This is a genomic window from Streptomyces sp. NPDC030798, assembly GCF_055572275.1.
Genome location: NZ_JBVIDR010000026.1, coordinates 23,003 through 35,805 on the forward strand (window position 1 = coordinate 23,003; position 12,803 = coordinate 35,805).

Annotated in this window: 12 protein-coding genes; 2 read left to right on the top strand and 10 right to left on the bottom strand. The window is 72.4% G+C overall.

What is annotated here, in order from left to right; genetic code table 11:
• Positions 1-7: 7 nt before the first annotated feature.
• From ACZ404_RS36170 to ACZ404_RS36210, 9 genes are all read right to left on the bottom strand, one after another.
• Complete coding sequence (locus tag ACZ404_RS36170) at positions 8-247, bottom strand: hypothetical protein (RefSeq protein WP_351664495.1); 240 nt, start codon at positions 245-247, stop codon at positions 8-10.
• The gene (gene gatA, locus ACZ404_RS36175; protein ID WP_468447522.1) at positions 244-1,743 is read right to left on the bottom strand and encodes an Asp-tRNA(Asn)/Glu-tRNA(Gln) amidotransferase subunit GatA; all 1,500 of its coding nucleotides are present in this window, start codon (positions 1,741-1,743) and stop codon (positions 244-246) included. The genes ACZ404_RS36170 and gatA overlap by 4 nt, the downstream gene beginning before the upstream one ends.
• A 5-nt stretch (positions 1,744-1,748) precedes the next feature.
• On the bottom strand, positions 1,749-2,045 hold the full coding sequence (gene gatC, locus ACZ404_RS36180; protein WP_004925108.1) for an Asp-tRNA(Asn)/Glu-tRNA(Gln) amidotransferase subunit GatC: 297 nt from the start codon (positions 2,043-2,045) through the stop codon (positions 1,749-1,751).
• 76 nt (positions 2,046-2,121) lie between these two features.
• Entirely contained in the window at positions 2,122-2,613 is a 492-nt protein-coding gene (locus ACZ404_RS36185; RefSeq protein WP_468447525.1) for a cupin domain-containing protein, read from the bottom strand.
• Between the two features lie 312 nt (positions 2,614-2,925).
• Positions 2,926-5,157, bottom strand: a complete 2,232-nt coding sequence (locus tag ACZ404_RS36190) for a putative bifunctional diguanylate cyclase/phosphodiesterase (protein WP_468447527.1) — start codon at positions 5,155-5,157, stop codon at positions 2,926-2,928.
• Positions 5,158-5,416: 259 nt separating this feature from the next.
• Positions 5,417-7,612: an NAD-dependent DNA ligase LigA gene (gene ligA / locus ACZ404_RS36195; RefSeq protein WP_468447529.1), complete on the bottom strand. Its 2,196-nt coding sequence runs from the start codon at positions 7,610-7,612 to the stop codon at positions 5,417-5,419.
• A gap of 13 nt (positions 7,613-7,625) precedes the next feature.
• Complete coding sequence (locus tag ACZ404_RS36200) at positions 7,626-8,633, bottom strand: methionine synthase (RefSeq protein ID WP_468447531.1); 1,008 nt, start codon at positions 8,631-8,633, stop codon at positions 7,626-7,628.
• Positions 8,634-8,672: 39 nt separating this feature from the next.
• The gene (locus ACZ404_RS36205; RefSeq protein WP_468447533.1) at positions 8,673-9,371 is read right to left on the bottom strand and encodes an SDR family oxidoreductase; all 699 of its coding nucleotides are present in this window, start codon (positions 9,369-9,371) and stop codon (positions 8,673-8,675) included.
• 7 nt (positions 9,372-9,378) lie between these two features.
• The gene (locus tag ACZ404_RS36210; protein WP_468447535.1) at positions 9,379-9,918 is read right to left on the bottom strand and encodes an LOG family protein; all 540 of its coding nucleotides are present in this window, start codon (positions 9,916-9,918) and stop codon (positions 9,379-9,381) included.
• Between the two features lie 51 nt (positions 9,919-9,969).
• Here ACZ404_RS36210 and ACZ404_RS36215 point away from each other — a divergent pair, with 51 nt between their 5' ends.
• Both ACZ404_RS36215 and ACZ404_RS36220 read left to right on the top strand, forming a co-directional pair.
• Positions 9,970-10,293 (top strand): DUF427 domain-containing protein, encoded by a 324-nt coding sequence (locus ACZ404_RS36215; protein WP_468447537.1) that lies wholly within the window; start codon positions 9,970-9,972, stop codon positions 10,291-10,293.
• Between the two features lie 63 nt (positions 10,294-10,356).
• Positions 10,357-11,154, top strand: a complete 798-nt coding sequence (locus ACZ404_RS36220) for an alpha/beta fold hydrolase (RefSeq protein WP_468447538.1) — start codon at positions 10,357-10,359, stop codon at positions 11,152-11,154.
• A 392-nt stretch (positions 11,155-11,546) separates the two neighbouring features.
• On the opposite strand, the gene mnmA is transcribed toward ACZ404_RS36220, so the two are convergent.
• Positions 11,547-12,668, bottom strand: a complete 1,122-nt coding sequence (gene mnmA, locus ACZ404_RS36225) for a tRNA 2-thiouridine(34) synthase MnmA (RefSeq protein ID WP_468447540.1) — start codon at positions 12,666-12,668, stop codon at positions 11,547-11,549.
• Positions 12,669-12,803 lie beyond the last annotated feature (135 nt).

Consider the following 12,803-nt stretch of genomic DNA (forward strand, 5'->3'; position numbering starts at 1 on the left):
TTCCCTCTCAGCCCAGCAGGACGTCGTCGTCGCCCAGCCGCTTCAGCTCGCGGTAGAGGATGGCGAGGCCGGTGACGATCGCGACGGCGGACACGGTGGCGTCGATCAGCCGCAGCGTGTCCTGCTCGGCGCGCGCCTTCTTGATCTGCTTGGCCACGCCGAACGCGCTGAACGCGGTCCCGGCCATCGACAGGTACGTGCCGGACTTCGACTTCTTGAAGCCCTTGGCCTTGTTCAGTGCACTCACAGCGACGGAGCCTCCTCGATCAGCGGGTGTCCCCACTTTTCCACGTAGGCGGCCTCGACCGCGGCGCCGACCTTGTAGAGCCGGTCGTCCTTGAGCGCCGGGGCGATGATCTGCAGGCCCACCGGGAGGTTGTCCTCCGGAGCGAGACCGCAGGGCAGGGACATGGCCGCGTTGCCCGCCAGGTTGGTCGGGATCGTGCACAGGTCGGCGAGGTACATCGCCATCGGGTCGTCGGCACGCTCGCCGATCGCGAAGGCGGTGGTGGGCGTCGTCGGGGACACGATGACGTCGACCTGCTCGAACGCCTTCTCGAAGTCGCGCGTGATGAGCGTGCGGACCTTCTGCGCGGAGCCGTAGTAGGCGTCGTAGTAGCCGGAGCTCAGCGCGTACGTGCCGAGCATGATGCGGCGCTTGACCTCGGGGCCGAAGCCCGCCTCACGGGTGAGGGAGGTGACCTCCTCGGCCGAGTGGCCGCCGTCGTCGCCGGTGCGCAGGCCATAGCGCAGGCCGTCGAAGCGGGCGAGGTTGGAGGAGCACTCGGACGGCGCGATCAGGTAGTACGCCGACAGCGCGAGGTCGAAGGACGGGCAGTCCAGCTCGACGATCTCGGCGCCCAGCTCCTTGAGCAGCTCGACCGCCTCGTCGAAGCGCTGGATCACGCCGGCCTGGTAGCCCTCGCCGCGGAACTGCTTGACCACGCCGACCCGCATGCCCTGGACGCTTCCGTTCCGCGCGGCCTCGACCACCGGCGGGACGGGGGCGTCGATGGAGGTGGAGTCCATCGGGTCGTGGCCGGCGATGACCTCGTGCAGCAGGGCCGCGTCCAGGACCGTGCGGGCACAGGGGCCGCCCTGGTCGAGCGAGCTGGAGAAGGCGACCATGCCGTACCGGGACACCGCGCCGTACGTCGGCTTCACACCGACCGTGCCGGTGACGGCGGCCGGCTGGCGGATGGAGCCGCCGGTGTCGGTGCCGATGGCGAGCGGCGCCTGGAAGGAGGCGAGCGCGGCGGAGGAGCCGCCGCCGGAGCCGCCGGGGATCTTGGTGAGGTCCCAGGGGTTGCCGGTCGGCCCGTAGGCGCTGTTCTCCGTGGACGAGCCCATGGCGAACTCGTCCATGTTGGTCTTGCCGAGGATGACGACGTCGGCGGCCTTCAGCCGCTTGGTGAGCGTCGCGTCGTACGGCGGGATCCAGCCCTCGAGGATCTTCGAGCCGACGGTCGTGGGCACGCCCTCGGTGGTGAAGATGTCCTTGAGCGCGAGCGGGACGCCGGCCAGCGGGCCGAGCTTCTCGCCGCGCTCGCGCTTGGCGTCCACGGCGCGGGCCTGGGCGAGGGCGCCCTCGCGGTCGACGTGCAGGAAGGCGTGCACCTTCTCGTCGACGGCCTCGATGCGGGCGAGGTGGGCCTCGGTGACCTCGACGGCCGTGAGCTCGCCGGAGGCGATCCGCTCGGCGATCTGTGCGGCCGTGAGCTTGATGATGTTGCTGTCCGTCATGGTGGTCACTCCTCCCCCAGGATCTGCGGCACCTTGAAACGCTGCTGCTCCTGGGCCGGGGCGCCGGAGAGCGCCTGCTCGGGGGTGAGCGAGGGACGGACCTCGTCCGGCCGCATGACGTTCGTCAGCGGGAGCGGGTGCGAGGTCGGCGGTACGTCTTGGTCGGCGACCTCGCTGACGCGGGCGACCGCGCCGATGATGTCGTCCAGCTGGCCTGCGAAGTGGTCGAGTTCTTCGGGCTTCAGCTCCAGACGCGCCAGCCGGGCGAGGTGGGCGACCTCCTCGCGCGTGATGCCAGGCATGCAGCGATCCTCTGGGGTGAGTGTGTGTGGTTTGGCGCCAATCCTATGGGGCGGGGGGCCGTGCCCGTGAAACGGATCAGTGCCGTCCGTCCCAGGCCGCGCTTCTCAGGAAGTGGTTGTCGTACCGCTCCTGGACCTCCAGCAGGCTCTCTGGGGTGAGCTCGCCCAGGCGGATGCGCTGGAGGTGGCGGAAGTACTCGAAGCGCTCGACGCCCGGGGTGATGACGATGAGCAGGTCGGCGGTGGCGCCGGGGGCGGCGGCGAAGGCGTGCGGGCGGTCCGGCGGGACGATGATCAGGTCGCCGGGCCCGGCGGTGACGACGTCGTCGCCGGAGAGGACCTCGGCGGCGCCGTCGAGCAGGTAGAACATCTCGGCGGAGTGGTGGTGCACGTGCGGGCGGGCTCCGTCGGCGCCCTCCGCGAGGGTCACGCGCACGGTGGACAGCGCGCCGCCGCTGGCGCTGCTGTCGGCCAGCAGCCGGACGGCGACCGGGTCGCCGCCGACCACCTCGGCCTCGGCGTCACGGACCAGGACGGTCTCGTCGAACTTCGGTACGAACAGCGACATGGTCATCCCCCTTCTCGAGGCGTCGGACGGCGAAGATCGTCCGGCGCCGATCAGTACAACGATCGCGGTGGCGAAGTGGATCCCGGGTCTCGGCCCGTGCGCCGGCGAAGGCGAGCAGGGCCGGGCCCGGCAGGACCGACGTGCCGTCCCCAGGCCCATGACGGACAGGTGGGCGCCCGCGTCGCCGGGCAGGTCGGCCGGGGCGCCGCAGCCGGCGCCGGGGCCGGGCCGAAGCTGCTGATCGGCCGCTTCAGGGTGGGCGCGGTGAGCCGAGCGGTCACGGCTGCGCCGGGCGAGCAGGGGCGGGAGAGGTCACTCGGCGGCGGGGAGGGCGGCGCGAGGGCGCTGCCAGCCGCGTGAGCCGCGGGCCAGCAGCCAGGCCGTCGTCTCGTCCGGTGGCATCGCGGCGGCGACCAGCCAGCCCTGCACGGCGTCGCAGCCGAGGTCCCGCAGCCGCTCCCAGGTCTCGTCGTCCTCCACGCCCTCGGCGACGACGAGCAGCCCCAGGGAGTGGGCCAGGTCGACGGTGCAGCGCACGATCTCCGCGTCCTCGGCGTCCACGGCCAGCCGCGCCACGAAGGACCGGTCGATCTTCAGCTCGCTGACGGGCAGCCGGCGCAGATGCACCAGCGAGGAGTACCCCGTGCCGAAGTCGTCCAGGGACATCTTCACGCCGTGCCCGGTCAGACCCGCCAGGGTGTCCGCGGCCCGCTGGGGATCCTCGAGGAGGACGTGCTCGGTGATCTCCAGCTGCAGCGCCCCCGCGGGAACCCCGTGCCGGGCCAGCCGGGCCGCGACCGACCCGGCGAAACCGGGGGTGTGCACGTCACGCGGGGAGACGTTGACCGCCACCGGCACCCGCAGCCCCTGTGCCCGCCACCGGGCGACCTGGCCGAGCGCCGTCTCCAGCACGTACTCCGTCAGATGGGGCATCAGCCCCGACGACTCGGCTATCGCTATGAACTCGTCCGGCGGCACCTTCCCGCGCTCGGGATGCACCCAGCGGACCAGCGCCTCGAGCCCGGCGACCTGGCCGTCGAAGCGGACCTTGGGCTGGTAGTGCAGCTCGACCTCGTGCGCGTCCAGCGCCCGGCGCAGATCACCCAGCAGGCCCAGCCGGTCGGGGGTGTTGGAGTCCCGCTTGGACTCGTAGACCTCCACGCCCGTGCGGTCCCGCTTCGCCTGGTACATCGCGACGTCCGCCCGGCGCAGCAGCCCCTCGGCGTCCAGGGCGTGGTCGGGGAAGACGGCGACGCCCGCGCTGGCCTCCAGGACGAGGGTGAGCCCGTCGAGGTCGAGCGGGGAGCTGAGGGCCGCGACGAGACCGCGCGCGACCCGGGTCGCCGACGTGGTGGAGTCGGCGACGGGCAGTAAGACCGCGAACTCGTCCCCGCCGAGCCGGGCCGCCTCCGCACCGCGCGGCAGGGCGAGCCGCAGCCGCTCGGCGATCTGGAGCAGCAGCCGGTCACCGGCGAGATGGCCGAGGGTGTCGTTCACCGACCGGAACCGGTCGAGGTCGATCAGCATGAGGGCGGCGCGGGCGCCGATGCGCTCGGCGTCGTCGAGGGCGGTCCAGATCCGCTCCAGCAGCCACTGCCGGTTGGGCAGTCCGGTCAGCGGGTCGCGCAGCTGCTCCTCGGCGCGGGCGCGGGCCATCCACAGGGTGGAGTCGAGGGCGATCAGCGGGATCGCGAACAGCGGCAGCAGGATGGGCTGGGCGTCGGCGACCACGCACACCAGCGGCGCGATGCCGAGCAGCGCCACGGCGACCAGGCCCTGTCTGACCACGGCGGCGCGGGTGACGGCGGACAACCCGGCGCCGCGCGGGGCGTGCAGGTACCACAACAGGCCCCGGCTGACCGCGAGGTAGGCGCCGGCGACCAGCACCACCTCGGGCACGCTGGCGATGCTCCAGCTGTCCGGCCGCCAGGGTTCTTCGACGGTGGGGACGCGCCCGAAGGAACCGAGCACCAGCGCGCCGGCGCTGATGCCGAGGATGTCGACCGCGCCGTGCAGCACGCCCTGCCGCCAGCGGTGCCGCCGGGCGACGCCGACCAGGACGACGACGGTGAGGCTGACCATCCCGGCGGCCACCCAGCCGTAGAGCAGCAGGACGGCGAGGGTGAGGGCCGCGCCGGAGCCGGTGCCGCCCCACCAGCGGGCGCGGCCGAGCATCACGAGGTGGCCGACGATGATGCCGGTGAGCAGGGCCAGCGACCAGCCGAGCGTGCCGCACGGGAAGAGGGCGTGGTTGCCGCTGACGGCGCGGTACAGGCCCGCGCCCAGGGCGAGCGCGGCGCCGGCCACTGCGGCCAGGGGGCGTGCGGGCCAGGACAGGTGCCGTTCGGCGTCGCCGCCGGGCAGGGCGGGGGCGGGCTCGATGGCCAGGGGGAGGGTGACGGGTGCGTCGGGGGCGGTGCCCGGGCGCGCCCGGGCACCGGGGCGCTCGGTGCCGCGCCCCGTCCACCGGCTCCCCCGCCACGCGCCCGCACGGCGGCGCAGGCGCAGCCATGAGTCCGGGGCGGCGCTCTCGGTCGGTTCCATTCCCGTCCCTCTCACAGCCGGCGGTGCCCACGCCACGCGGCCCGATGCCCGACAACCATCAGCGGCTCCGCGTCGAAGAACCCTTCCCCGTGCCCCTGGCGGGCAGGAGGATGCCCCAACCGCAGCTGGGCACGGCAGGCGCACATCTCAACAGTAGGCCGCGGAAGGCTTCCTCGGGCAGCGGTCGTCGACGGTTGCCCGAATGCGCCCGGGCCACCCGTATGCAACTGATATGCGCCGATCGGGTGGCCTTCAACCGCTACTCCCCGGTCGGAAGCGCGACTTCGGCCGCCGCCTCGGGGCCCTGCTCCAACAGGACGCCGAATCCGTCCTCGTTCAGAACCGGCACCTTGAGCTGCATGGCCTTGTCGTACTTCGATCCGGGGTTGTCGCCGACGACGACGAACGAGGTCTTCTTCGACACCGAACCGGTCACCTTCGCACCACGGCTCTGCAGTGCCTCCTTGGCGCCGTCCCGGGTGTGGTTCTCCAGGGTGCCGGTGACGACGACGGTGAGCCCCTCGAGCGGGCGGGGCCCCTCGTCCTCGCCGGACGACTGGTCCTCCAGCGGCACTCCGGCCGCCTTCCACTTGCGGACGATCTCGCGGTGCCAGTCCTCGGCGAACCACTCCTTGAGCGCGGCGGCGATGATCGGTCCGACGCCGTCGGTGGCCGCCAGCTCCTGCTCGGTCGCCTGTTCGATGCGGTCGATGGAGCGGAACTCGCGCGCGAGGGCCTGCGCGGCCACCGGTCCGACGTGCCGGATGGAGAGCCCGTTGAGGAACCGGGCGAGCGGCCGCTGCTTGGCCGCCTTGATGTTCTCCAGCAGGGCCAGGGTGTTCTTCTTCGGCTCGCCCTTCTGGTTGGCGAAGACCGTGACGACCTTCTCCTCGCCCGTCTTCGGGTCCCGCTTGGGCAGGCCGCTGTCCGGGTCGAGGACATAGGCCTTGATCGGCAGCAGCTTCTCCACCGTCAGGTCGAACAGGTCGCCCTCGTCGACCAGTGGCGGGTCGGTGGGCTCCAGCGGGCGGGTCAGCGCGGCCGCGGCCACCCCTCCGAAGTGCTCGATGTCCAGGCACTCACGGCCCGCCAGGTAGGACACGCGCTCGCGCAACTGGGCCGGACAGGTGCGGGCGTTGGGGCAGCGCAGGTCGATGTCGCCCTCCTTCATGGGCCGCAGCGGCGTGCCGCACTCCGGGCACGCGCCGGGCATCACGAACTCCTGCTCGCTGCCGTCCCGCAGGTCGACCACGGCGCCGAGGATCTCCGGGATGACGTCACCCGCCTTGCGGATCACCACGGTGTCGCCGATGAGCACGCCCTTGGCCTTGACGACCTCCTGGTTGTGCAGGGTGGCGAACTCCACCTCGCTGCCCGCGACGGTGACCGGCTCCACCTGCGCGTACGGTGTGACCCGGCCGGTGCGGCCGACACCCACCTTGATGTCGATGAGCTTGGTGTTGACCTCCTCCGGCGCGTACTTGTACGCGATCGCCCAGCGCGGCGCCCGCGCGGTGGAGCCGAGGCGGCCCTGGAGGCGGATCTCGTCCAGCTTGACGACCACGCCGTCGATCTCGTGCTCCACGGAGTGGCGGTTCTCGCCGTAGTGGGCGATGAACTTCCGTACGCCGTCGAGGTCGTCGACCACCCGGTTGTGCCGGGAGGTGGGCAGGCCCCAGGTCTTGAGCAGGTCGTAGGCCTGGGACAGGCGGGTCATGCCCGTGAAGCCCTCCAGGGCACCGATGCCGTGGACCACCATGTGCAGCGGGCGGGTGGCGGTGACGCGGGGATCCTTCTGGCGCAGCGAACCGGCGGCGGCGTTGCGCGGGTTGGCGAAGGGCTTGTCCCCGGCGGCGACCAGGCGCTCGTTGAGCTCGAGGAACTTCTCCATCGGGAAGTAGACCTCGCCGCGGATCTCCACGAGGTCGGGCACCTCGTCGCCCTTGAGGCGGTCCGGGATCTCCGCGATCGTCCGCACGTTGGGAGTGATGTCCTCGCCGGTGCGGCCGTCGCCCCGCGTGGCCGCGCGCGTGAGGCGGCCGCGCTCGTAGGTGAGGTTGACCGCGAGGCCGTCGACCTTCAGCTCGCACAGGAAGTGGTACGTCTGCTCGCCCAGCTCCTTGGCGATGCGGTCGGTCCAGGCGGCGAGTTCGTCGTCGTTGAAGGTGTTGTCGAGCGAGAGCATGCGCTGGTGGTGCTCGACCGCGGTGAACTCGGTCGCGTACGACCCCGCCACCTTCTGGGTGGGCGAGTCCGGGGTGCGCAGCTCCGGGTACTCCGCCTCCAGAGCCTCCAGCGTCTTCAGGAGCTTGTCGAACTCCGCGTCGCTGATGACCGGAGCGTCCTTCACGTAGTACCGGAAGCGGTGCTCCTCGATCTGCTCAGCGAGCTGCGCGTGCCTGTCCCGTGCCTCGGCGGGCACTGCCGTCTGAGCCTGCTGCTTGTCGCCGGCCACCGTGTTCCTCCCGTTACTCTGGGTTGTCCGCGAGGGATCTCGCCGCCCGGACGCAGTGGGCGAGCACCTGGCGCGCGTAGACGGGGGAAGCGCCCGCGAGACCGCACGCCGGAGTCACCGTGACCGCCTCCGCGAGCAGCCCGGGACGCAGCCCCAGCCTGCGCCACAGCGTCCTGACACCCATGACGCTACCGGCAGGGTCTGACAATGGGCCGTCCGTGCCCGGGACGACACCGGCGAACAGCCGGGTCCCGGCCTCCACGGCCTCGCCGATCATGTCGTCGTCACGCTCGGTGAGCAGCGAGAAGTCGAAGGAGATGGCCGACGCACCCGCCCGGCGCAGCAGCGCGAAGGGGACGTCGGGCGCGCAGGAATGGACCACGACGGGTCCACCGCCGTGCGCCCCGATCACGTCCCGGAGCGTGGCCTCGACGACCTGCCGGTCCACGGCCCGGTGGGTGCGGTAGCCGCTGGCGGTCCTGACCTGCCCGCGCAGGACGGAGGTGAGGGAGGGCTCGTCGAGCTGCAGCACGAGCCGGGCGCCCGGGACGCGGCGGCGCACCTCGGCCAGGTGCAGCCGCAGCCCCTCCGCCAGCGAGGCGGCGAGGTCGCGGCAGGCACCGGGGTCCGACAGCGCGGCCTCGCCGTTCTTCAGCTCCAGGGCGGCGGCCAGGGTCCACGGGCCGACCGCCTGCACCTTCAGGTCGCCCTCGTAGCCCTGGGTGAACTCCTCCAGGGAGTCGAGGTCCTCCCCCAGCCAGGACCGGGCCCGCTTGGTGTCCCGGCCCGGCCGGTCCCCGATCCGCCAGCCGCTGGGCTCCACGCGCGCGTACAGCTCGACGAGCAGGCCGGCGGTGCGGCCGATCATGTCGGCGCCGGGGCCGCGGGCGGGGAGCTCGGGCAGGAACGGGAAGTCCTCGAAGCTGCCGGTCGCGGTCTTGGCGGCCTCCCTGGCGTCGCCGCCGGGCAGGGAACCGACGCCGGTGGCCGCCGGAAAGCTGAACTGGCTGTTCTCACTCACCCCGGCAGGGTATGCCGTACGGCCCCGGGCACCGCACGGTCAGCGGCCCGGACGTACCGTCAGGTCGTTGATCTCCGCGTCTCTCGGGAGGTCCAGTGCCGTCAGGATCGTCGTCGCCACCGACTCGGGGTCGATCCACCGGGAGGCGTCGTACTCCTTGCCCTCCTGCTGGTGGACCTTGGCCTGCATGGGGCTGGCCGTGCGGCCGGGGTAGACGGAGGTGACACGGACGCCGGCCGCGTGCTCCTCCTGGCGCAGGGAGTCGGCGAGGGCCTTCAGGCCGTGCTTGGAGGCGGCGTACGCGGACCAGCCGGCGTGGGCGTTCAGGCCGGCGCCGGAGTTGACGAAGATCACATGGCCGCGGGCCGCGCGCAGCTGGGGCAGGAAGTGCCGGGTCAGCTCGGCGGGGGCGATGAGGTTGACGTTGAGCTGGTGGCGCCAGGACTTCGGGGTGAGGTCGCCGACCGCGCCGAGGTCCACGACTCCGGCGATGTGCAGGAGCGAGTCGACGCGGTCCGGGAGCGTCTGGTGGGAGAACGCCCAGGACAGCTTGTCGGGGTCGGCGAGGTCGCCGACCAGGGTGCGCGCCCCGGGGAACTCGGCGGCCAGTTCCTTCGCCCGGCCCGCGTCGCGCGCGTGGAGCACGAGATCGTCCCCGCGCGCGTGCAGACGGCGGGCGACGGCGGCGCCGATGCCGGAACCGGCCCCGGTGATCACATGAGTAGCCATGCCCGCCATGCTCGCATCAGCGGGTGCCCGCCGACTCCTCCAGGTAGGCCAGTGCCCCGATCGGCTCCTCGGCGAAGAACACCAGGTCGGACAGCGGGCGGGGCAGGAAGCCCTCGTCCTCCATGCGGCGGAACTGCTCCTGGAGGCCGTCGTAGAAACCGGCGGTGTTGAGCAGGACGACCGGCTTCTCGGTGCGGCCGTGCTTCTTCAGCTCCAGGATCTCGGTGGCCTCGTCCAGCGTCCCCGTGCCGCCCACCATGATCACCACGGCGTCGGCCTTCTCCAGCAGCAGCTTCTTGCGCTCGGCGAGGTCGGCGGCGATGACCATCTCGTCGGCACCCGGCCGCGCCTTGTTGGCGAGGAACTCCACGGAGACGCCCAGCAGCCGGCCGCCCGCCTCCTGCACGCCGTCGGCGACGACCTTCATCAGACCGACGTTGGAGCCGCCCCAGACCAGCGTGTGGCCGCCCTTGCCGAGCAGTTCCGCGAACTCGCGCGCGGGGCGCGTGTAGCGCTCGTCGAGGTCGGCGGCGGACAGGAAGACGCAGATGTTCATGCCCCCCACCGTACGCGGGAACAAGCGCGGACCCGGCGGTGCTCATCCGGTATGGCCCATGGACACACGATCACCATCGAACAGGGTGCGCGGCACGTGCGCGTGGTGCACGGCGGCCAGGTGCTCGCGGAGAGCGACCGTGCCCTTCTGCTGCGCGAGACCGGCTGTCCGGTGCGGTACTACATCCCCGCCGAGGACGTCCGCCTCGACCTCCTGACCCTTTCCGAGACCCACACCGTCTGCCCCTTCAAGGGCACCGCTTCCTACTGGTCGCTGCCGGACGCGCCAGACCTGGCGTGGGGGTATCCCGACCCCAAGCCGGACGTGGCGCAGATCAAGGACCACCTGTGCTTCTACGAGGTCGAAGTGGCCTGACCTTGCGCGAGACCGACGTGTCGCGACCGATGAGTCCCGTGCCGTGCGGCAGTCTGCACGGGCATGGACAAGAAGACGACTTCCCGCGACGGCACGTCCCTCGCGTACCAAGTGATCGGCCAGGGGCCGACGGTCATCCTGGTGAGCGGCGCGATGTCCACCGGCGGCACCGTGGCGCCCCTGGCGCACCGGCTCGCGGACCGCTGCACGGCCGTCGTCTACGACCGCCGGGGCCGCGGCGAGAGCGGTGACACGGCGCCGTACGCGGTGGCGCGCGAGGTCGAGGACCTGGCCGCGCTGATCGACGCGGTGGGCGGCGCGTCGGGCCTCTTCGGGGTCTCCTCGGGCGGCGCCCTGGTGCTCGAGGCGGCGGCGAGCGGGCTGCCGGTCCGTCAGGCCGCGGTGTACGAGGTGCCGTTCGCCGACTTCCTGGACGGCGGCGCCGGGAAGCAGGCGTACGCGGAGAACCTGCACAAGGCACTCTCCGAGAACCGGCGCGGGGACGCGGTGGAGCTGTTCCTGCGGCTGACCGGCCTCGGGGAGGAGACGATCCGGGGCGCGCGCCAGTCCCCGATGTGGGCCGGCATGGAGTCGGTCGCGCCGAGTCTGGCCTACGACGACGCGGTCATGGGCGACGGCGTGCTGCCCCGGGAGCGGCTGGCCGCGATCTCCGTGCCCGTGCTGTCCGTCGCGGGCGGGGCGAGCCCGGAGTGGATGCGCGAGGCGGCCCGGGAGGTCGCCCGGGGGGTGCCGCAGGGCTTCCACCGCGTCCTGGAGGGCCAGACCCACATGGTGGAGCCGGACGTCCTGGGGCCGGTGCTGGCGGACTTCTTCGCCGGGCAGCCGGGACAGCGGGGTTAGCCGGGACGGCGGGGTTGGCTGGCCGGGACCCAGGCCGGGACACCGGGTTGGCCGGACCGCACGGTTGGCCGGGACTGCAGGGTTGGCCGAGACCGCGCGGTTGGCGGGACTGCACGGTTGGCCGCGACTGCACGGTTGACCGAGGCCGCCGGGTTGGCCGAGACCGCAGAGTTGGCCGAGACCGCAGAGTTGGCCGACCGCCGAGTTGGCCGACCGCAGGGGTGGCCGAGACCGTCGGGGTGGCCGAGACCGCCGGGTTGGCCGAGACCGCCGGGTTGGTCGAGACCGCCGGGTTGGTCGAGACCGCCGGGTTGGCCGGGACCGCCGGGTTGGCCGGGACCGCCGGGTTGGCCGGGACCGCCGGGTTGGCCGGGACCGCCGGCGGGCCGGTCCTAGACCGCCGTCGTCGCGCGTGTGGTCGTCGCGATCGTCGCCGAACCGACCACCCGCGTGCCGTCGTACAGGACGATCGCCTGACCGGGGGCGACGCCGCGGACCGGCTCGGTGAAGGAGACCTCCAGGGTGCCGTCGACGAGTTCCGCGGTGACCTCGGTCTCGCCGCCGTGGGCGCGGAGCTGGGCGGTGTAGGTGCCGGGGCCGGTGGGGGCGGAGCCGCACCAGCGGGGCTTGATCGCGGTGAGGGCGCTGACGTCCAGCGAGGCCGCCGGGCCCACGGTGACCGTGTTGGTCACCGGGGAGATGTCGAGGACGTAGCGCGGCTTGCCGTCGGGGGCCGGGGTGCCGATCCTCAGGCCCTTGCGCTGGCCGATGGTGAAGCCGTACGCCCCCTCGTGCGTGCCCAGCCTGGCGCCCGACTCGTCGACGATGTCGCCCTCGGCCTTGCCGAGCCGCTGCGCAAGGAAGCCCTGGGTGTCGCCGTCGGCGATGAAGCAGATGTCGTGCGAGTCGGGCTTCTTGGCGACCGCCAGGCCCCGGCGTTCGGCCTCCGCGCGGATCTCCTCCTTGGTGGTGACCGTGTCGCCGAGCGGGAACATCGCGTGGGCGAGCTGCTTGTCGTCCAGGACGCCGAGCACGTACGACTGGTCCTTGGCCATGTCGGAGGCGCGGTGCAGCTCCCGGGAGCCGTCCGCGTTCACGATCACCTTCGCGTAGTGACCGGTGCAGACCGCGTCGAAGCCGAGGGCCAGCGCCTTGTCCAGCAGCGCCGCGAACTTGATCTTCTCGTTGCAGCGCAGGCAGGGGTTGGGGGTGCGGCCTGCCTCGTACTCGGCGATGAAGTCCTCGACGACGTCCTCGCGGAAGCGGTCGGCGAGGTCCCAGACGTAGAACGGGATGCCGATGACGTCGGCGGCGCGGCGCGCGTCGCGCGAGTCCTCGATGGTGCAGCAGCCCCGGGCGCCGGTGCGGAAGGATTGCGGGTTCGCGGAGAGCGCGAGGTGGACACCGGTCACGTCGTGCCCGGCTTCGGCGGCACGCGCGGCGGCGACGGCGGAGTCGACACCGCCGGACATGGCGGCGAGGACGCGGAGGGGGCGCTGCGGGGTCTCAGTCATAACCCTTTCAGGGTACGGGGCCCAGGGAACCCGGGCCGCCGGACATCCGTTGACGATCACAGCGGGCGATCGAAGAAGGCGATCCGAGAACACGATCACGAGGGCGATCAAGAGGGCGGGACGGGGAGGAGCCGG